Genomic DNA, 19,407 nt, shown 5'->3' with positions numbered 1-19,407 from the left:
CTCGCGGATCGACTGCCGAGAGACAGTCCCCCGAGTACGGTCGCTGCACCGACAGCCGTCGATTGGAGCAACTGTCGTCGTCCGACTCGTGGTGTATCGGTGTCTGTTGCAGCGTCGGAAACATCCTGTTTCTCCGCTCGGTAATTCGCCATTAGACGATTGGACCGAGGCAATGACCGATTATGAACCTTATTGTATGCTATATCGGGGAGAAATTTATATGAATAACGGCTGGTTCGCTCATGGAAAAGAAGATGACTGAAACAGGTCGTGACCGAAAAACGTGCTACTGACCGAGACACCGAATCAACGGTCGGGTTCGGCCCAGGGTAACTAGTTCAGCGAGAGAGACCCTTCTGAGTGAATCCGATTCGACCACCCGCCGAGAATAACAGTTCGCAGTCCGAATGGAATGTTCAGTCGATACCCCGACGCTGAAGTTCGTAACGTGTTACTCGATCGTGACGGTCTTCGGTTCGGTGTCTGCCTGTCCGTCAGCGTCGGCGAGGTCCTCGAGAGCGAGCCGCAGATTCCATTTGTTCGACTTCCAGAAGGCGTCGAAGGCGACGCCGAGGACGGGGACGGAACCGCCCAGCGTGTCGACGCCGATATTCGCGAGCATGCGGAGCAGCGTCGACTGAGAGACACCCATGCGGGCGGCCTCGGCGACGATGTACAGCGAGACGGCCGCCATGACGGTGTCCCCGGCTCCGGGGAGGATCCCGACGATCGGGTCGATCCCGAACTTGAAATCGGTCCCCGGGAGTCGGATCCCTTCGTCGAGGGTGCGAGCGACCGTTTGCATGCGCTCGATCGCCGCCTCGTCGACGGTCGCGGGAAGGTCGTCCTCGAATTTCTCGAGTTCCGAACTGATGTCGTCGGGCGAGTCAGATGCCATACTATTTTTCAGAGCACGTGCGTAGATAAGGCACCGGGCGGCCGTAGCAAGCGACAGGAGAGCGCGATTGTGTAACTCGTCTTCGGTGACTCGAGTCGCTCGAGAGCGAGAGCCACGACCGCGAGCGGTGGTCGCGGACGCAGGCACGGACACACCTCTCTCGGCGTCCGGGCCGAGCGGCGGCAATCACGGATTAACGCACGCAAAGTCCATATTATCGTGAATGGATGCAGCCGACGATAGAATCGAGCCCGGCAAAGTCCCGTCACGAGCGGTATTTCACATTCGATTTTCATACGGTAGACTATTTCACGTATGACTACTGTTAGCGGTGACGAGTGGCTTTTATACTGCGAGTAACTACAGACCAATACACGATTGAGCGATCAGATTTAGCAATGCAGACCGAACTCTCACCCGCAGACGGCACGGCCGATCTCGAGTACGACCAGCCAAACGACCGCTACGTCTTCCACCACGACCCCGATGGCACGGCGACGATCACGACGACGATCGTCCACGCTCTCGCGTCGATCGCGGACACCGACGTTTCACAGGGGGAGTTCTCCCTCTACGATAGCGTCGACCCGGACGCGCTCGACCGCATCTTCAGGAAAAAGGCCGACGGCTCCGAGCGAACGGGCGGCCACATCGCCTTTACCGCCCTCGAACACGAGGTGTACGTCTATGCCAACGGGGACGTCATCATCTACCCGCCCGCGGAGACGCCCCGAACGCCCACCAGGAACTGACCCCGTGACCGCACGCGGTTGCGGTCTTGCAGTCGGCACTGATCGTTTTTCGCGCGAACGCATCCCCTTGAGCGGCGTGGACATCGTCGCTCGCGGAGTCGCCGGCAACGGCAACGACCACATGGCACGGCTTTAGGTCCCGTCCCCCATGAGTGAACGGCATGACGGTAGTCGCGCTACTGAGCGTCGCACCGGTGATCGAGGAGAGCATGGCCGGCGAGGTCGCGAACGCAGTCGACGCACTCGAGGAGTACGATGTCACCTACGAGACGAACCCGATGGGGACGGTGATCGAAGCCGAGACGACGGACGAACTCTTCGCGGCCGCGCAGGCGGCCCACGACGCCGTCGACGCCGACCGCGTGAGTACGGTGCTGAAAATCGACGACAAGCGGACTCGAGACATCGAGGCGTCGGCGAAAGTGACGGCAGTCGAGGAAGAACTCGGGCGCTCGGCGACGAACCGCGAGGAGTGACTGCACGACGCCCGTGGCTGTACTCCCGTCGAGGGTCGACGCGGATGTCGTTAGCGAGAATGATCGAGGACGCGGGCTGTACTGTCGACGCGTCAGTCTGTCCTCGTCAGACACCGGTCAGACACGAACTGGCAAACGGTTTTACCACGGAGGGCGAATCCGGTCGCATGGAAAGTCTCAATCGAATGGCGATCGAGCTGGTCGACGAGGCCCTCGATTACGCTGAGGAGTTGAACATCGGGGGCTACGACCTCGAGAACGAATCGACGGTCCTCGACTTCGGGCTCGAGTTCGACGGCGGAATCGAGGCCGGGCTCTTGCTGACGGAGATCCAGACGGCGGGGATGGCGACGCCGAGCTACGAACTGGGCGAACTCGGCGACGCGTCGATCCCCTACGTCGAACTGTCGACGGATCAGCCGGCCCTCTCGTTGCTGTGTTCGCAGAAGGCGGGCTGGGAAGTCATGACCGAGGATTTCGAAGGGCTCGGTAGCGGGCCCGCGCGTGCGCTGGTGGCCGAAGAGGACGAGTTCCGCCGCATCGGTTACACCGACGCCTTCGATCTGACGGCGCTGGCCGTCGAGACCGAGATGGACCCGACCGAATCCGTGGCCGAACACGTCGCCGACCGCGCCGAGGTCGAGACGAGCAGCGTCTTCCTGCTTGCCTATCCGACGGCGAGTATCGCCGGAAGCATCACGAACGCCGCTCGTGCCGCCGAACTCGCCACGTTCCGACTCTCGGAACTGGGCTACGACCCCCTCGACATCGTCTCGGCGACGGGCCGCGCACCGGTCGCGCCCGTCGCGGGCGACGAGCGGACGGCGATCGCCCGCACTAACGACGCGATCGCCTACGGTGGGCGCGCACACCTGACCGTCCGGGAGGACGCCGATGTATTCGACTCGGTGCCGTCGACGGCCGCCGAGGACCACGGCCGGCCGTTCGGCGAGGTCTTCGACGACCTCGACTGGGACTTCGCGGAGGTGCCGTCGGACCTCTTTGCACCCGCGACAGTGACGATCGACGTGATCGGCGGCCCGACCTACGTCCACGGCGAAACGGACGAGGAACTGCTCGTCGACTCCTTCGAGCTGTAATCGTGCAGTTCAAGCCGGTACCCGACCCGCCCGCCGACCTCGAGCGCCTCGAGACGGTCCGGCGAGCCCTCCCCGCCGACGCCGGCGAGATCGACGATTGCTGTCAGCACCTCATCGACGAAACGCCCCTCGAGACCCGCGACGAGGCGGGGACGTGGCTCACGTTCTTGCGCGCGCTCGAACTCGCGGCCGAGGAGCCGGTGGGCTTTCGCCGCCGTGGCCCGGCCTCGAGCGGCGATGCGGATTCGCCGGCTCTCGACCGAGATCGACTCGGCCAGAGGTTTCGAGACCGCGTGTACGGAGCCGACGCGGCGCTGGCCGTCCTCGAGCGCGCCGACGAGCCGCTGCCCACCGGGGCAGTCGCTGACGCGTTGGGCGACGACCGATCGAGTAGCGAGCGGCGATCCCGTCCGAACGGCGTTTCGGAGGATCGCGTCGAGCGACTCCTCGGGTGGGCCGCGTTGCTCGGGGTGGCCGACCGAGTCGAAAACGGGTACCGCCTCGCGCCCGTGCGTGAGAAGAAGTAAATCGGAAACCGCTACTCGTCGGACAGCCGGCCGGGGGTCCACTCGCCGTCGAACTCCCGGTGCGTGAACGGCGCGGCGTCCTCGCCAGCGTAGGTGGCGACGAGGTGGCCGTCGCCCTCGAGGTGGTACTTGTAGGTGGTCAGCCCCTCGAGACCGACGGGGCCGCGGGCGTGGATTTTACCGGTGCTGATGCCGACCTCGGCACCGAGGCCGAACCGGTAGCCGTCGGCGAAGCGGGTCGAAGCGTTGTGGAAGACGCTCGCGGAGTCGAGGCTGCGCATGAACGCGCTCGCGCGGTCGGCGTCCTCGGTCACGATCGACTCGGTGTGTTTCGAGCCGTGGGCGGTGACGTGATCGATCGCCGCCTCGAGCGAGTCGACCACCTTGATCGAGACGATCAGGTCGCCGTACTCGGTGTCCCAGTCGGCCTCCGTCGCGGCCTCGACATCGACGATATCGCGGGTGCGCTCGTCGCCGCGGATCTCGACGTCGGCGGTCTCGTAGCGGTCCGCGATCGCCGGCAGGAACTCGTCGGCGACGTCCTCGTGGACCAGTAAGGTCTCGACGGCGTTACAGACCGCCGGATACTGGACTTTCGCGTCGAACGCGATGTCCTCAGCCATCGAGAGGTCCGCCTCGTCGTCGACGTAGACGTGACAGATCCCTTCCGTGTGACCGAGGACGGGGATGCTCGTGTTGTCCTGAATGTAGCTCACGAACGCGGAGCTGCCACGGGGCATGAGGAGGTCGATCGCATCGTCCATCTCGAGGAGTGCGTCGACGTCCTCGCGGGCCTCGATGTGCTGGGCCCAGCCGTCGGGAATCCCGGCGTCGGCCGCGGCATCTTCGATGATCTCGAAGAGGATGCGGTTCGAGTGCAGCGCCTCGCTGCCGCCCTTCAGAATGACTGCGTTGCCGGATTTCAGGCCGAGCGCGGCGATCTGGACGAGTGCGTCGGGCCGGGACTCGAAGACCGTTCCGACGACGCCGATCGGGACGGCGACCTTGTAGAGTTCGAGGTCCTCGTCGAGCTCTCTGGCCGAGAGCGTCTTGCCGAGCGGGTCGTCCTGTTCGGCGACGCTGCGGACCATCTCGGCGATGTCCTCGATCTTCGACTCGGAGAGTTTCAGCCGGTCGACCAGCGCCTGCGTGTACTCGCCGTCCTCGAGCAGTCGTTCGCCTTCTTCGACGTCTGTCTCGTTTTCTACGAGAATCTCGTCCGTGCGGGCTTCGATCGCGTCGGCGATCTCGTAGAGGGCCGCGCTCCGCTCTTCGTCTCCCAGTTTCGCGAGCTCGAGGGCCGCGGTCTGTGCCTCGTCGACGTCTCGTTCGATATCGGTCTCAGTCATCGCTCCCACCGTTGATGGGGATGAATATGGTTCCCACGGGCTTGGCAGTAGCGATCTTCTCGAGCACGTCGGGTTCCGTCGACTTCGCGATGTAGGCCGGAACCCCGTGCTCGCTGACGTCGCGTGCGCCCTCGACTTTCGTCTGGATTCCGCCGAATCCCTCGGATGTGCTCTCGGAGATGATCTCCTGGACCGTATCGTAGTTCGTCCCGACCGCTTCGATGCGCTCGGCGTCGTCGTCCTCTTTCGGATTGCCAGTGTAGACACCACCGACGTCGGTCAGCGTCACTAACAGATCGGCGTCGACGCCCATCGTCGTCGCCGCCGAGAGCATGTCGTTGTCGCCGATTCGGATCTCCTCGGTCGCGACGGCGTCGTTCTCGTTGATGATCGGGACGACCCCCCAGTCGAGCAGCGTCTCGATCGTGTTCCGAAGGTTGGTGAATCGCTCCGGGTTCTCGAGGTCGTGCTGGGTCAGGAGGAGTTGGGCGACCTTCCGGTCGTAGCGGTCGAAGCTCTCCGTGTAGCGGTGCATGAGGAGGCTCTGGCCGACGGTCGACAGCGCCTGGGACTCCTCGACGGTCCCGCTCGATTGTTCGATCCGGCCCGTGCCGGCCCCGATCGAACCCGAGGAGACGAGGATGACCTCCTTGTCGCGGGAGAGCAGGTCCTCGATGTCGTCGACCAGTTTGTCGAGTTTCCCGTCGTCGAGATTGGAGTCCTCGTCGGTCAGGGAGTTCGTCCCGGCCTTGACGATCACGCGGTCGGCGTCGGCGGCCAACTGCCGCGTCTCCGCGACGGCGGCGTCTGTCAGTCCCTTACTCATCGTCCTCACTGCCGAATTCGGCTGCGAGTTCCTCAGAGCGCTCTTCTGCCGCCGCAACTGCCGCGGCGACGTCCGCGTCGGCGTCGCTGTCCCAGAGGACCTCCATCCCTTCGATGGTCGTCCCGTTGGGCGAGCAGACGGCGTCGATCAGTTCGTCGACGCTCTGCTCCGAACGGAGGACGGTCTCGGCGGCCCCCTTGAACGTCTGTGCAGCCAGCGTCTCGGCGTCGTCTTCCTCGAGACCCCCTTCGACGCCCGCGTCGGCCATCGCTTGAATGAGATAGAAGACGAAGGCCGGGCCGCTCCCGTTGACCGCGGTCGCGATGTCCATCTTCGCCTCGTCGATTTCGGCGAACTCGCCGACGTCGTCGAGGAGTTCGCGCACCTCGTCGGTGACGCCGTCGGCGGTCACGGCCGCGGCCATATCGCCCGTCTCGGCCGCGAGGTTCGGCATGATTCGGACGACGTTCGCGTCGGTCCGCGCCTCAACGTAGTCCGTGGAGACGCCGGCGGCGATAGAGAGAAGGGTCTGGTCCGGCGAAAGATCGAGATCGGAAAGCACCGCGCCGACGATGTCCGGTTTCACCGCGACGATCACGACGTCGGCCGCGGACGCTTCGGAGACGTCCGATGTCGTGTGGTCGACGTAGTCTGCGACCGACTCGAGTGCGTCGGGATCGAGGTCACACGCGGTCACCGTGTGCTTCCCCGATCGATGGAGGCCCTTGATCAGGGCGCTCCCCATGTTGCCACAACCGATAACGCTCGTCTGTACCATCTTGTCTAGGCTGTGGTACCGAGGCGGACATACCAACTTTGGTTTCGATCGGACCGACGGACTCGAGCGAAACCGGTTTCGGACCGCCGAACGGTGACTCCGAACGGATTCCTGCGGCGTCCCCATAGGACCATATCGGTATATAGGGCTCCTAGTAACAGACAGGGTGGGTCCCGCCAGTTCTGAGGACGAGTGATGTCGGAACACGCTGAGGTCGGGTTGCCCGCGGAGTACGATCGTCTCGCCGTCGGGATGATGCTGTACGATCCATCGACGGGCAAAGTACGGGACGCAAACGCCGAGTTGGAGTCGCTGTTCGGATACGCGACCGACGAGTTACGGACGCTGACCGCCGACGAGTACAGCGCGAACACGTACTCGGTTTCGGGGGCAGAACTCGTCGACCGAATACGTGCAACCGCTACGGGGAATCCACAGCAGTTCAAGTGGCGTGTCAAACGCGCAGACGGGGAACTCATCTGGGTCCGGTTTCACCTCTCCCGGCGGAGGTCGGGCGGACGACCGTCCGTTCTCGCCGAGGTCCACGATATTACCGATTACTACACCGCGAGCCGACGGCTGGGGTTGTTCTCGCGGATCCTTCGACACAACCTCCGAAACGAGGGGAACGTGATCGCTGGCCACGCACGACAGATCGAGACCGCCGCCGAGACCGAGTCGGTACGCGAGACCGCACGAACGATCCGGGCGGCAGCGACCGATCTTGGCGCGATCACTGAGTCAGTGAGAGAAATCGAGCGAGCGACGACGACCGACGAATACCCCTCCTATCGGAACGCCGCCGACGCGGTGGGGCTCGTCGCCGACGAGTTCCGGGCCGAGTATCCGAGCGCGGAGATCACGGTCGACGAACGCAGCCCGATGGGGATCCGCGCCGACAGCGGATTCACCGACGCGCTCGCCCACGCCGTCGAAAACGCCATCGTCCACAACGACGACCCGAACCCGCGCGTCGAGATAACGATCGATTCGTCGCCCAACACCGGCCGCGTCGAAATCCGTATCGCCGATTCCGCCCGTCCGATTCCGGCCGTCGAAACCGACGCGATCGACGGGTTCACCGAGGTGACCAGTACGTCCCACGGCTCCGGGGTAGGCCTCTTCGTGATGAAGTGGTGTATCGAAGCGCTCGGCGGGGAACTCGCGTTCGAAACGGGTGACGACGGCAACGTCGTCTACTTCTATCTCCCGCCGAAGGAGCCGCCGGGTTCCGGCGCGTAGCGGTCTCGTCGCCCGCAGCTACTCGTCAGGCGTCGGCGGCCGCCAGCCGACGGAGAGAATCAGTCCGCAGGGTGAACGTCGGTCACCGTCCCCACGCCCTTGCTGCGGCCCTCGCGGAAGACGAACTTCTGGCCTTCCTCGACGAGGTACGGACGGAACTTGAACCGGACGGACGTCTTGCCGCTATCGCCCGGCAGAAGACGGCCGTTTTCGGGGTAGAAGGCCGCAGCCTCGCCGATCGTCTCGAGGTGAACGACGGGTTCGTAGCCCTCGCCGATCCGGGTGGGGTGGTTGAGCACCATGACCTCGGCCTCGAACTCCCGGACGGGGCTGGGGTCGGCGTCGCGGGGCAGCAAGACCATCCCGCGCTCGATAGCGCTTTCCTTGATCCCCTTGAGCGCGATGCCGACAATCCGGCCCGCTTGGGCTTTGTCGACCCGGTGGTAGTGCATCTCGATCGACCGGACCTCGACCTCCTGAAAGCGGCCGTCGGACATCGGCCCGATCAGGAGTTCGTCACCGGCCTCGACCTCGCCGGACATGACCGTTCCCGAGGCGACCGCGCCGACGCCGGTGACCGAGTAGCTGCGGTCGACGTACATCCGGAAGTCGCCGGTGTCCTGGGACGTCTTCGGAAGCCGGTCGAACAACTCGTCTAACGTCTCGAGGCCGTCCATCGTGATCGCGCTCGTCTCGACGATGGGGACGACGCGCTCGCCGACCTCCTCGATGGCGGCGTCGATGCCGTGGCGGCTGACCCGCAGGGGCGACTTCTCGACCTCGCGGAGGAGCCGTTCGACCTCGCGTTCGACCTCCTCGATGCGCTCCTCGTCGACGGTATCGGTCTTGGTGATCGCGACGATCGTCGGGAGATCGGTGGCGAGTAAGACGCCGAGGTGTTCTCGCGTGGTGCGGGTGGGGCCGTCGTCTGCGGCGACGACGAGCAGGCCGTAGTCGAGTTTCTGTCCGACGAGGCCCCGAATGGTGGTTCGGAGCCACGGCTCGTGGCCGACGGTGTCGACGAAGGAAACGAGCCGGTCGGCCGCTTGGACGACCTCGGCGCGGTCTGCCTTGCGGTTCGGGTTGCGAACGCGGACCGGGCCCTCGTCGTCGAAGCCGTAGACGGCGTAGGACAGATCAGCGGAGAGGCCCCGCTCGACCTCGTGGGGCTGGACGTCGAGGAACGCCCGCGTCGCGCCGTCGCCGTCGTCGGGCTTGCCGGTGACGAGCGACCCCACTAACGTACTCTTCCCGTGGTCGACGTGGCCGGCCGTCCCGACGACGACGTGTTCGTCGTCCGTCTCGAGGACGCCGCCTTCTCGGACCTGTGCGACGCCGACGAGCCCACGATCGGACGTCTCCGACGACCGATCTGCTTCGGACTCGATCGAGTCCGAAACCCCGTTGATACCCCACGTCTGGACGTCCTCGATATGTGCGTCGGCCTCTTCGGCCAGCAGGGACAGCACGTCCATCGTCTCGGAGAAGGTATCGGGATCGACGCCGGCAAGTCCGCCGTCGTCGGTGACGCCGACGACGTAGGTCGCCTCGCCGTCGCCCGAAAGGAGTCGGTGTCGGAGTTGCGCGGCCAGGCTCTCTCGCCGCCCACCCTCGAGGTGGACGTCTCGTGACAACCGTTCCTTGAATTCGACGTTGCCACCGTCCTGTTCGCCACGGTCCAGGGCTCGCTCGAGGAGAGCCCGGTCACGGCTCATATCCCCTGTTAGTCGACCACACGGCAAAAGCCTTCCCGTGTATTGACAATGTATACCATAGTATAACTGCCGAGTCGGAGAAAACTACGCCGATAGCCGCTCTCTCAGCGCTGTGGCTACGGATCGCCGTCGCAGTGCTCCCCGCAACCGCCGTCGCTCGGCGTCGACGAACCGGACCGAACGTGCCGGGCTCGCTTTCAAGCCCCTCGAGCACGTTCCTCGAGACATGAGTGTCAGCGGCCTCTGTCAGATCTGTGAATCCCGTCCCGCACAGGAACGGTGTTCCAACTGCGGCACGCTCGCGTGTGAGGTCCACTTCGAGGACAGTATGGACCTCTGTGCCGACTGCGCCTCGGAGGCCCAGCCGGGGCCCGGAAACGACGACGTCGAAATCAATCGCTTCTAACCGAGGACAGCCACCGCACTCGATACCGTGACCTCCATCCGCGACCTGCTCGGCGAGACACTCGGCGTCGGGGAGACGTACCGGCTCCGACTCGAGGAGCGCGACGGAACCCTCGTCGCCGAGCACCCGAACGAGGCCAGTCCGATGGACATCGCCGTCGTCGGGGGGTTGCATCGGCTCGACGAGCGGCCGCCGCCGGAGCCGGTCGCAGTCGAGATCGTCGGTCGTGTGGTCGACGACCGGATCGCCGGCCGCGTGGTCGACGTCGACGAGGACGGTGCCGGTCCGAGAAACGCGACGGACTCGGACCAAAAGGCGGCGGACCGCTAGTCCTCTCGGTACTGATTCAGCCGGTTCTTGAGCCGCTTTGCGGCCTGCCCGCTCGCTCTCGCGAACTCCTCACCATCGTTTTCTCCGGCGAAGATGATCCCGCGCGAGGAGTTGACTAACCCGACACCGTCGGCCAGCCCGTACTCGACGGCGGCCTCGGCGTCGCCGCCCTGCGCGCCGATGCCGGGGACGAGGAATGGCAGGTCGGGCACCTGCTCGCGGAGGTCCTCAAGTTCCTCGGGCTGGGTCGCGCCGACGACGAGCCCGACGTTGTCGTTCTCGTTCCAGAGGTCCGCGAGCGCCGCGACCCGCTCGTAGACGGGTTCGCCCGTCTCGAGTTCGAGGTCCTGGATATCGGCCCCGCCCGGGTTCGAGGTCCGACAGAGGACGAAGACGCCGGCCTCCTCGTTCGCCAGGAACGGCTGCAGCGAGTCCCGGCCCATGTAGGGGTTGACGGTGATCGCGTCGGCCCGCTCGAGCAACTGCGCGTACTGTCGGGTCGTGTTCCCGATGTCGGCTCGCTTGGCGTCGAGCAGGACGGGGACGTCCTTTCCGTGGGCGTAGGCGATTGTCTCCTCCAAGGCGGCCCAGCCGTCGGGGTCCTCGTAGAAGGCGGCGTTTGGTTTGTAAACGGCGGCGTGCTCGTGAGTCGCGTCGATGATCCGTCGGTTGAACGCCCAGCGCGGCAGGTCGTACTCCTGGAGGTGCTCGGGGATACGCGACGGGTCGGGATCGAGGCCGACCGAGACGACGCTGTCGACCGTCCGAATGCGGTCGTGCAAGCGGTCGAAGAAGTTCATGCCGGACGTGGTCCCGCGACGGTCGAAAAGGTTGCTATACCGTCGGCCGATCCCCCTCGCGAACACAGATTAGTACCACTAATCACACAATACTCCTCGTTGGCAGCGGTTCGATCGGAGCGCCGGGTAGTCGACGCTGCCGACCCGGCGTGTGCCACGTGACAACGACCCGTTCCAAATGCTTTAGACATCAGGTACTTCATTCGTATAATAGTCGGTCACTGTATGGGAATCAAAACGAACGTCACGTCGTTCTCACATCGGCTCCGCGAACAGGTGCAGTCGACGCTGCGGGACGACTCGGAGACGGCCGACGACGAGCCCGTACACGGCGACGAGGAAGCGGAGCGCATCCCCAACTCGTCTGGCAACCTCTTTCATTGCTCACACTGCGGCGACGTCTATATCGCCACCGAGAAGCGCGTCTGTTCGAACTGCGACGCGGAAGTCGACCAGGTGCGATCGACGCTTGCGTGCAACGGCCGATAGCTCCTCACAGAACGGGCCGGTTTCGGCACCGCCCTGCGTACCGCTGGCGGTCGTTACGTCTCGAGCACTTCGATCAGGTTGCCTTCGGGATCGCGCAGGAACATGATCGTCGTCCCGGTCTCGGTCGTCCGCGGCCCGCTGATCGTCGGCACGTCGTCGGGGAGGTCAGCGGCGAAGGCCTCGAGGTCGTCGACCGAGAGGCCGACGTGTGAGGCACCCGGTTGGTTGAGCCCCGCGGCCGGGGACCCCCGCGCTTCGGGGTCGTACTCGACGAGTTCGATCCGGACGCCGTCGGCCTCGAGGTGGGCGAAGTCGGCGCGTGCGCCCTCGATACCGACGGCGTCGGCGAAGGCCTCGTCGCCGACGCTGAACCGGTCGGCGACGGTGAGACCGAGCGTATCGCAGTAGAACGCGAGCGTCTCCTCGAGATTAGTGACCGTGAGTCCGACGTGGTGGGCGCTGAGATCCGTCATGGTTCGGTCGTGCCAGCGCGGCGAAAAAACGCTTCCGTCTGCGTGGCGGCGGTCGCTCGCGATCCGTCGTCCGCTCGTCGGGACAGTCACTCCAGCGATGTGGTGGCAGCGGTTGCCGTTACGCTAACTGCGATAGGCGGTACCGTATGACGTTCCACCGTGACCGATCACAGCGACCACTCCGAACCGGAAGCCGGACGGGTATTCGAGTCCGTCGATGAGCGAGTCGAACGGCGGGACGACTGGGCGCGCCGCCGTCGAAAAGGGATCCCGACGGACAAACAGCTGCTCGTCGTCGCCTGCATGGACGAACGGATCCCCGTCGAAGAGGCGCTCGGCCTGTCACTCGGCGACGCGCAGATCTTTCGAAACGCCGGTGGGAAGGTGACCGACGACGTCGTCCGGAGCGCCGCGCTGACGGCGAACTTCTTCGACACGACCGAGATCATCGTCGTCAACCACACGGACTGCGGGATGATGAGCGCGCCGGACGACGCCATCATCGACGGACTCGAGGCCGCCGCCGGCGGGGACCTTGACGACGTCGACCTCAACCCCGCGCTCCCCAACTTGGACATCGGCGACGCGTCGATCGCCGACTGGGTCTCGATGACCGACGACATCGACGAGGCCTGTCGAGCCCAAGTCGACTACCTCGCGGAGCATCCGCTCATCCCCGACGAGGTCGAAGTCCACGGGTACGTCTACGAGGTCGAAAGCGGCGCGCTCCGTCGTCCCGGCGAACGGGTCTCCGAGGGGGTCAACACGCGCGTCTCGGAATAGAACGGCTCGTGAACCGCGGGGTCGTCGGCGAGAGGCCGGGCCGCGTGGAGTACTCACTGACCGAACTCGGCGAGTCGCTCGAACCGGTCATCGTGGAGATGCGCGACTGGGGGCGCGAACACCTCGCTGCCGCGTCGGACGAGGACAGTTCGATCGCCTGAGTCCGTCGTCCGCGGCCCAGTCAGCAATCCGCTGTTGTGGACCACCGCGGTCCGGTCAGTAGTTATGTGTCTTCCCGCCCACACGGTCGGTATGAGCGATCCGTTCGTCGTCGTCGGCGGTGACGCAGCCGGAATGTCCGCGGCGAGCAAGGCCAGGCGCGAGGCACCGGACCGCGAGATCGTCGTTTTCGAGAAGGGCGAGTGGGTGTCCTACGGAGCCTGCGGGCTACCGTACTACGTCAAGGGGGAGATCCAGTCGCTCGAGGACCTCGTCTCGGTCACGCCCGAGGAGTTCCGCGAGGAACGGGACATCGACCTCCGGACGGGTCACGAGGTCGTCGCGGTCGACACCGACGAGCGAACGGTCACCGCCGAGAGCGAGTCGGGGACGGTCACGCAGTCCTACGGCGATCTCCTGCTCGCGACCGGCTCGGAAGCGGTCGTGCCGCCGATCGACGGCACCGACCGCGAGGGCGTCTACACGCTCGGCTCCATGAGCGACGGGAAGGAACTCCGCGAGTACGTCGCCCGCGCCCGCGACGGCGAGGGCTTTCAACAGCCCGACCGGGGACCGGCCTGTCGCTACCTCGAGGACTGTACGGGACCGGTCGGGGTCGTCGGCGGCGGCTACATCGGCATCGAGATGGCCGAGGCGCTGGCCGAAAACGGGTTCGAGGTGAACCTCTTCCAGCGCGGCGACCGCGTGCTGAAGGGCTTTAGCGACGAGACCAGCGAGTACGTCGCCGACCACCTCCGTGATAAGGACGTCGCGCTCCATCTCGACGCCGAGGTCGAGGAACTCGCGGGCGGCGACCGCGTCGAGACCGTGGTCACCGCCGACGACCGGATCCCGGTCGAGATGGTCCTGCTCGGCACCGGCGTACGACCCAGAACCGATCTCGCGGAAGCCGCCGGGATCGAACTCGGCGAGACCGGCGCGATCTCGGCCGACGCCTACCGCGAGACGAGCGCGCTCGATGTCTACGCCGCGGGCGACTGTGCGGAGGCGACCCACGTCGTCACGGGCGACCCGACCTACGTCCCGCTCGCGCTGACGGCCAACCGCCACGGGCGGGCGATCGGGCAAACGGTCACCGGAACCCCGACCGAGGGCGGCGGTGTCGCTGGGACGGCCGCGGTCAAGGCCTTCGACGTCGAGGCCGCCCGCACCGGGATTCTGGACTACGAGGCGGCCCGCGCGGCCGGGTTCGACCCCGTCAGCGAGACGGTGACCGCGAAGTCGCGGGCAGGCTACTACCCCGAGGGCGGGAACGTCCGGCTCACGCTGACCGCCGACCGCGACTCCGGACGGGTACTGGGTGCCAGCCTCGCCAGCGAGTACGGCGAGGGCGCGGTCCACCGGAGCCACGCCGTCGTCGCCGCGCTCTCGGAGGGCGCGACCGTCGCCGACCTCGAGAACTACGACCTCGCGTACGCGCCGCCGTTCAACACCACCTGGGACCCCGTCCTCGTGGCGGCGAAGGTCCTCGGCGGGCAACTCCGGGACTGAGCCGCTCGAGCCGTCCGCCCCTCATACGTCCCCGTCCGCGACTGTCTCAGTCCTCGAGCCCGAGGTCCGGAAGCCCGGCCGCGATCTCCGCGCGGCGGTCCTCGAGCCACTCGGGGAGCACGAGCCGTTCGCCGAGCGACTCGAGGTCTTCGTCGACCGTATAGCCCGGCTCCTTCGTGGCGAACTCGAAGAGAACCCCGCCGTGTTCGCGGACGTAGACCGATTCGAACCACTTGCGGTCGATGATTTCGGTCGGGCGCAGTCCCTGCCCCTGGAGGACGGTGCGCCATTCGGAGTGGTCGTCGGCAGTTGTTTGAAACGCCACGTGATGGACGGTCCCAGCGCCGGGTTGGCCCCGCTGGACCTGTGGCTCCTCGCAAACGTCGACGACGTACCCCAGCTCACCCTCGCTCTCGTATCGGGTGCGGGTCCCGTCTGTCTCGGTCTCGGCGTAGCCCATCGTCTCCAAGACTTCGGCGGTCGGGCCGGCCGTCGACAGCGACAGCGTCACGCCGAAAAAGCCGCGAATCGCGTGCTCGTCCGGAACCGGTCCCTCGGGCGGATCGCCGGCGGGCGCGTCCGACCGGGCGACGAGTTCGAGCGGGAGCCCGTCCGGGTCTCGGAAGGGAATCACGGTGTCGCCGAACCGTTCGTGGGGCTCGTCGGCATCGACGCCGGCGTCGGCCAGCCGATCGGTCCAGAACTCGACCGCCCCGTCTGGAATCAGGAACGCGACCGCGCTGGCCTGTCCAGTACCGACCTGTCCCTGCCGGGCGTCGGGGTACGGGAAGAACGTCATGCTCGTCCCGGGGCTCCCGCTCCGGTCGCCGTAGAACAGGTGGTAGACCGAGGTGTCGTCCTGATTGACACTTCGCTTCACGAGGCGGAGCCCCAGCGTCTCGGTGTAGAACTCGAGGTTGCGTCGGGGGTCGCTGCCGATGGCGGTCACGTGGTGGATGCCGGGAATGTCCGCGGGCATACCGCCATATATGCGTGTCAGTGGTATAAAACCGGGAACGAACGGGCGAGCCTCGAGTCTGCGGGTGATCAGCGGGGGTCCGGGTCCGCGAACCGGTCGCCGTTGATCGAATAGACGTGTTGTCTCGCGTCCGCAAAGGAGATCTGTGAACTGACGAGGTCGTGTTCCTCGAGCTGTTTCAGCGCGTAGCGGACCGTCCGTGCGGGGAGCATCGTTTCCTCGGCGAGCCGGGACTGCGTGAGGTTCCCCTCGTGTGCGAGGACGGTCAACACGAGTTTGGCACTCGGTGGGACATCGTCGACGGCGTCCGGGGCAGTATCCGACGTGAGGACGACCTGGTCACTCATATATTGCTCTCTCGCCATCGATTGCCTTTAATCGTCCCCTCCAATGCGTCGGTCCCGCACGACCGTTGCGAGACCGTTGGCGGGCCATCGTCCCGACCGAGCGGCCGACGCCGGCACGCCTTAGACGCCGAGCTCGTCCGCGAGTTCGTGGAACGACTCGACGGTCAGGTCCGGATCGCCGGCGACCGGCTCCCACGGGCGGCCCTTCCGGTCGACCCACGCACCCTGCATGCCGGCGTGTTTGGCACCCATGACGTCGTACCAGCCCGCGGTGACGTGGACGATCCCGTTGATCGGGGTGCCGGTCCGCGCGGCCGCGTGGCGGTAGAGTTCGGCGGCCGGCTTGAACGTCTCCACCTCGTCGGCGCTGACGGTGTCCGCGAGGAGGTCGCCGATGTCCGCGTGGGCGACCATCGAGGACAGCATGTCGGGGTCGCCGTTCGAGACGACGTAACAGTCGTAGCCGCCCTCACGGAGCCGCTCGATGCCGTCGCGGACGTCGTCGAAGACCTCGAGTTCGTGGTAGACCGCCAGAATCTCGTCGCGCTCGTCCGCGGAGATGTCGACGCCGTGGACATCGAGTGCGTACTGCAAGGCGTCGCGGTTCATCTCGTAAAAGGGCTGGTACGCGTCGAGGAAGTTCGCGACGAGCGTGTACTCGAGTGATCGGAGCCGCCAGAGCCGCGAGACCGGTTCGGGATCGTCGACCCGGTCGGCCAGCGCCCGTTCGGCCGCGTCGACGTCGACGATGGTGCTGTACGAATCGAACGTGACGGTCTCGACCGCGTCGGGATCGAACGCCATGCGGCCCCGTATGCGGCCCGCGTCGATAATTCGTATGGCCGGCAGGCGGTCCGGGGTCTGGGTCTGCGGCATTTCCGGCCGACTACTCTCCGAACGGGTCCTCGTAGTCGTTTCGGATGAAGTACCGGATCCAGTTGCCGTAGGTGCGGTCGGCCGGGTCGTCCGCGACCTGTTCGTATCGGACCGTCCCCGATTCGTCGACGACGTAGACGCCCGCGATGCCGGTGAGGCCGTGGCTCGTCTGCTCGGTGCCGCTGTACTGGTCGGCGACCTCGCCGTTCGGATCGGCCTGGAGCTGGATCTCGAGGTCGTAGCGGTCGCGCATCTCGGTGACCCGCGGCAGGGGATCGGTCACGACCGGCAGCACGTCAACGTTCTCGTGGAACCAGAGGTCGTAGGAGACCTCGCTGAACGTCTGGAGCTGTTCCGCACAGAAGCTACACCAGTGGCCCCGATTGATGACGACGACGGCCGGTCCCTCCTCGAGCCGGTCCGAGAGCGAGACCTCGTCGCCGGCGGTACTCGGCAGCGTGAAGTCGGGCGCTTGCTCGCCTTCCAATCCCATACGCAGACGAGGGTCCACAGCGGGGTATGGCTGGGGGCTGAATGTGGAAGCAACGGGCAGCGAGGGCACCGCGACGGAGCCGCGGGCCGTCACTCCCACATGAAATCGCCGGCGAGGCCCGGAAAGACCTCCTCCCCGAAGTGGACGGCGAGGACGACGACGATCGGGCCGAGGAACAGCCCCCACCAGCCGAACGCGAGCGTGCCGAGGAAGTAGCCCAGGAGGACCAGCCCCATGTGAACGCCGCTGCGCGCGGAGAGGAACGATCGCGCGAAGAAGTCGGGGATGGTGTCGACGACGACCAGCGTGAGCGCGAGGAAGGCGATCGGGTGCCAGAGCGGCTTCGGGGTCGTCAGCGCGACGCCGAGGAGAACCAGTCCGTAGGGCACGTAGACGATCTTCATCCCGACGGCCGGGATCAGCGTCCCGATGCCGATGAGCAGGGCGAGCAGGACCGGCGTCGGGACGACGGGACCGCCCGAAGAGAGGACGTTGAGACCGTAGTACGTGATGGCGGCAGCGCCGGCCGCGACCGCGATCACTGCCAGGTTGCTGAGAAAGACCGTCTCGAGGTCGTTATCGACTGCCTGCGTGTACGAGACGACGTCGTCGTCGTGGTCGATGCTCTCGTAGAACCACTGGCGCAGCTTCCAGTCGTCCCGCAGGAGATAGAACAGAAAGGTGATCATGAGGAAGAACCGCGCGAGGACGGCGAAGACGCCCGCGGCGATCGACCGCAGTTGGCCCACGACCCCCGGTAGCCCCTGACTGAGGACGCTCGTGATCGAGCCGCCCGAACCGGAGGCGATCGCTTCCCGCAGTCGATCGACGTTCCCCTGTCTGACGATACCCAAATACGGCTGAAGCGCCGACCGGACGGCCTCGAGGTCGCTCGTGGCGAGGAACTGATCCAGTTCCCTGAGTCCGACGACGATCGCGTAGCCGACGACGGCCAGCATCGGGAGGATGACGAACAGTATCGTCGCCGTCGCCGTCACGTTCGGATGGTCGATGACGCGATCGATCCGCCGGTACAGCGGCCGCGTCGCGTAGTACAGGAAGACCGCGAACAGCAGGGGCCCGATGTACCGGAAGAGAGCGAGTCCGATCAGTGCCGCGAGGACCAGTCCGAGCACGACCCAAGCGACCCGCTTGCCGTCCCAGTTGTCGAAGACGCCCATGGGACACCCACAGCTGTAAGTGCCAAAAACGACGGTCTTGCGAACTCACACGGTGATCGGGACGTGACCGTCACATCGAACTATGGAACGCGCTCGAGTTGCCCTTCTCCCGCGCGCAGCGATCGGGAGCGCGAGAGGGCTCTCGGTCCGCCGTCAGTCCTCGAGTTCGTCCGCGAGGTCGTGGATGCTCTCGATTGTCAGCGCCGGGTCCCGCTCGTACGGTCCCCAGAGGGTGTCCTGCCGGTTGATCCAGACGCCCTGCATACCGGCAGTGCTTCCACCCGGCACGTCCCACCAGCCCGCGGCCGCGAACGCGATCTCCTCGCTCGGCCTGTCGATCTCGTCGGCGGCGTGGCGGTAGAGTTCGGGTTGGGGTTTGAACTGCCGGATTTCGTCGGCGCTGACCGTGTCGACGATCAGGTCCCCGAGGTCGGCGTACTCGAGCAGCGACTCGAGCATGTCCTCGCTGCCGTTCGAGACGATGTAGCAGTCATAGCCCGCGTCGCGCAACCGCTCGATGCCGTCGTGGACGTCGTCGAAGACCGGCAGATCGTGGTATTTCGAGAGGATGTCCTCGCGGTCGTCCGCGTCGATTTCGACGCCGATCGTCTCGAGGGCGTACCGTAACGCGTGGCGGTTCATCTCGTAGAACGAGTCGTACTCGCCGATCGCGTTGCCGACCATCGCGTACGACAGCGAGCGCTCCCGCCAGAGCTTCGCGACGAGTTCGGGATCGTGTTCGTCGACGTGGTCCGAGAGCGGTTCGGCAACGGCTGAGACGTCTACGAGCGTCCCGTAGGAATCGAACGCGATCGTTTCGACCGCGTCGGGGTCGAAAGACATGGCCACGACTACCCTGCGACCGTCGAAATAGCTTGGCCCGACATGCGGGCTCGCAGACCGGCGGGGCGACGAG

Annotated in this window: 24 protein-coding genes; 11 read left to right on the top strand and 13 right to left on the bottom strand. The window is 65.7% G+C overall.

The annotated features are described in order from the left end of the window. Positions 1-451 precede the first annotated feature (451 nt). Positions 452-898, bottom strand: a complete 447-nt coding sequence (locus tag C489_RS09245; protein WP_006430965.1) for a DUF4112 domain-containing protein — start codon at positions 896-898, stop codon at positions 452-454. 398 nt (positions 899-1,296) lie between these two features. On the opposite strand from C489_RS09245, the gene C489_RS09240 reads away from it, so the two are divergent. The 4 genes from C489_RS09240 (at position 1,297) to C489_RS09225 (ending at position 3,753) form a co-directional block, all read left to right on the top strand. Further along, positions 1,297-1,650, top strand: a complete 354-nt coding sequence (locus tag C489_RS09240; protein ID WP_006430964.1) for a HalOD1 output domain-containing protein — start codon at positions 1,297-1,299, stop codon at positions 1,648-1,650. 161 nt (positions 1,651-1,811) lie between these two features. After that, positions 1,812-2,126: an MTH1187 family thiamine-binding protein gene (locus C489_RS09235; RefSeq protein ID WP_006430963.1), complete on the top strand. Its 315-nt coding sequence runs from the start codon at positions 1,812-1,814 to the stop codon at positions 2,124-2,126. A 167-nt stretch (positions 2,127-2,293) separates the two neighbouring features. Continuing rightward, the gene (mch, locus tag C489_RS09230; RefSeq protein ID WP_006430962.1) at positions 2,294-3,226 is read left to right on the top strand and encodes a methenyltetrahydromethanopterin cyclohydrolase; all 933 of its coding nucleotides are present in this window, start codon (positions 2,294-2,296) and stop codon (positions 3,224-3,226) included. 2 nt (positions 3,227-3,228) lie between these two features. Continuing rightward, positions 3,229-3,753, top strand: coding sequence for a hypothetical protein (locus C489_RS09225; RefSeq protein WP_006430955.1), 525 nt, complete (start codon positions 3,229-3,231; stop codon positions 3,751-3,753). 11 nt (positions 3,754-3,764) lie between these two features. On the opposite strand, the gene C489_RS09220 is transcribed toward C489_RS09225, so the two are convergent. The 3 genes from C489_RS09220 to proC are packed head-to-tail and all read right to left on the bottom strand — an operon-like array spanning position 3,765 to position 6,706. Beyond that, positions 3,765-5,102, bottom strand: coding sequence for a glutamate-5-semialdehyde dehydrogenase (locus C489_RS09220; RefSeq protein ID WP_006430953.1), 1,338 nt, complete (start codon positions 5,100-5,102; stop codon positions 3,765-3,767). After that, complete coding sequence (proB, locus tag C489_RS09215) at positions 5,095-5,928, bottom strand: glutamate 5-kinase (protein ID WP_006430952.1); 834 nt, start codon at positions 5,926-5,928, stop codon at positions 5,095-5,097. Before proB ends, C489_RS09220 begins: the two co-directional genes overlap by 8 nt. Continuing rightward, positions 5,921-6,706, bottom strand: coding sequence for a pyrroline-5-carboxylate reductase (gene proC / locus C489_RS09210; RefSeq protein WP_083902790.1), 786 nt, complete (start codon positions 6,704-6,706; stop codon positions 5,921-5,923). Before proC ends, proB begins: the two co-directional genes overlap by 8 nt. A gap of 195 nt (positions 6,707-6,901) precedes the next feature. On the opposite strand from proC, the gene C489_RS09205 reads away from it, so the two are divergent. Continuing rightward, positions 6,902-7,948 carry a PAS domain-containing sensor histidine kinase gene (locus C489_RS09205; protein ID WP_006430949.1) on the top strand — a complete coding sequence of 349 codons (1,047 nt, stop codon included), beginning with the start codon at positions 6,902-6,904 and terminating at the stop codon, positions 7,946-7,948. A gap of 59 nt (positions 7,949-8,007) precedes the next feature. Here C489_RS09205 and C489_RS09200 read toward each other — a convergent pair whose 3' ends face one another. Beyond that, positions 8,008-9,663, bottom strand: a complete 1,656-nt coding sequence (locus C489_RS09200; protein WP_006430948.1) for a GTPBP1 family GTP-binding protein — start codon at positions 9,661-9,663, stop codon at positions 8,008-8,010. A 226-nt stretch (positions 9,664-9,889) separates the two neighbouring features. On the opposite strand from C489_RS09200, the gene C489_RS09195 reads away from it, so the two are divergent. Together C489_RS09195 and C489_RS09190 are read left to right on the top strand one after the other, a co-directional pair. Next, complete coding sequence (locus C489_RS09195; RefSeq protein ID WP_006430947.1) at positions 9,890-10,069, top strand: hypothetical protein; 180 nt, start codon at positions 9,890-9,892, stop codon at positions 10,067-10,069. A gap of 27 nt (positions 10,070-10,096) precedes the next feature. Next, entirely contained in the window at positions 10,097-10,399 is a 303-nt protein-coding gene (locus C489_RS09190) for a hypothetical protein (protein ID WP_006430946.1), read from the top strand. Here the strand turns inward: C489_RS09190 and pyrF are convergent. Continuing rightward, positions 10,396-11,199, bottom strand: a complete 804-nt coding sequence (gene pyrF / locus C489_RS09185) for an orotidine-5'-phosphate decarboxylase (RefSeq protein WP_006430945.1) — start codon at positions 11,197-11,199, stop codon at positions 10,396-10,398. The two genes, C489_RS09190 and pyrF, sit on opposite strands and share 4 nt — an antisense overlap. Before the next feature lie 225 nt (positions 11,200-11,424). On the opposite strand from pyrF, the gene C489_RS09180 reads away from it, so the two are divergent. After that, a complete protein-coding gene (locus tag C489_RS09180; protein ID WP_006430944.1) occupies positions 11,425-11,688 on the top strand; it encodes a hypothetical protein in 264 nt (87 codons plus the stop codon). A 53-nt stretch (positions 11,689-11,741) separates the two neighbouring features. Here the strand turns inward: C489_RS09180 and C489_RS09175 are convergent, their stop codons facing one another. Beyond that, positions 11,742-12,161: a VOC family protein gene (locus C489_RS09175; RefSeq protein ID WP_049890744.1), complete on the bottom strand. Its 420-nt coding sequence runs from the start codon at positions 12,159-12,161 to the stop codon at positions 11,742-11,744. 159 nt (positions 12,162-12,320) lie between these two features. Between C489_RS09175 and C489_RS22585 the strand changes: the two genes are divergently transcribed. The 3 genes from C489_RS22585 (at position 12,321) to C489_RS09160 (ending at position 14,615) form a co-directional block, all read left to right on the top strand. Then, a complete protein-coding gene (locus C489_RS22585) occupies positions 12,321-12,944 on the top strand; it encodes a beta-class carbonic anhydrase (protein WP_006430942.1) in 624 nt (207 codons plus the stop codon). A 44-nt stretch (positions 12,945-12,988) separates the two neighbouring features. After that, positions 12,989-13,105: a winged helix-turn-helix transcriptional regulator gene (locus C489_RS22580; protein WP_394296299.1), complete on the top strand. Its 117-nt coding sequence runs from the start codon at positions 12,989-12,991 to the stop codon at positions 13,103-13,105. A gap of 91 nt (positions 13,106-13,196) precedes the next feature. Continuing rightward, on the top strand, positions 13,197-14,615 hold the full coding sequence (locus C489_RS09160) for an FAD-dependent oxidoreductase (protein WP_049890743.1): 1,419 nt from the start codon (positions 13,197-13,199) through the stop codon (positions 14,613-14,615). A 46-nt stretch (positions 14,616-14,661) separates the two neighbouring features. On the opposite strand, the gene C489_RS09155 is transcribed toward C489_RS09160, so the two are convergent. The 6 genes from C489_RS09155 to C489_RS09130 form a co-directional block, all read right to left on the bottom strand. Continuing rightward, positions 14,662-15,594: a VOC family protein gene (locus tag C489_RS09155; RefSeq protein ID WP_006430939.1), complete on the bottom strand. Its 933-nt coding sequence runs from the start codon at positions 15,592-15,594 to the stop codon at positions 14,662-14,664. A 68-nt stretch (positions 15,595-15,662) separates the two neighbouring features. After that, a complete protein-coding gene (locus C489_RS09150; protein ID WP_006430938.1) occupies positions 15,663-15,941 on the bottom strand; it encodes a MarR family transcriptional regulator in 279 nt (92 codons plus the stop codon). A gap of 120 nt (positions 15,942-16,061) precedes the next feature. Next, complete coding sequence (locus tag C489_RS09145; protein ID WP_006430937.1) at positions 16,062-16,745, bottom strand: haloacid dehalogenase type II; 684 nt, start codon at positions 16,743-16,745, stop codon at positions 16,062-16,064. An 82-nt stretch (positions 16,746-16,827) separates the two neighbouring features. Beyond that, on the bottom strand, positions 16,828-17,310 hold the full coding sequence (locus C489_RS09140) for a peroxiredoxin family protein (protein WP_006430936.1): 483 nt from the start codon (positions 17,308-17,310) through the stop codon (positions 16,828-16,830). An 89-nt stretch (positions 17,311-17,399) separates the two neighbouring features. Beyond that, positions 17,400-18,491, bottom strand: a complete 1,092-nt coding sequence (locus tag C489_RS09135; RefSeq protein WP_006430935.1) for an AI-2E family transporter — start codon at positions 18,489-18,491, stop codon at positions 17,400-17,402. Positions 18,492-18,644: 153 nt separating this feature from the next. Continuing rightward, positions 18,645-19,334, bottom strand: coding sequence for a haloacid dehalogenase type II (locus tag C489_RS09130; RefSeq protein ID WP_006430934.1), 690 nt, complete (start codon positions 19,332-19,334; stop codon positions 18,645-18,647). Positions 19,335-19,407 lie beyond the last annotated feature (73 nt).

Origin of the sequence: Natrinema versiforme JCM 10478, assembly GCF_000337195.1 — an archaeon.
Classification (GTDB): Archaea; Halobacteriota; Halobacteria; order Halobacteriales; family Natrialbaceae; genus Natrinema; species Natrinema versiforme.
This window is presented reverse-complemented; position numbering and strand designations above follow the sequence as displayed.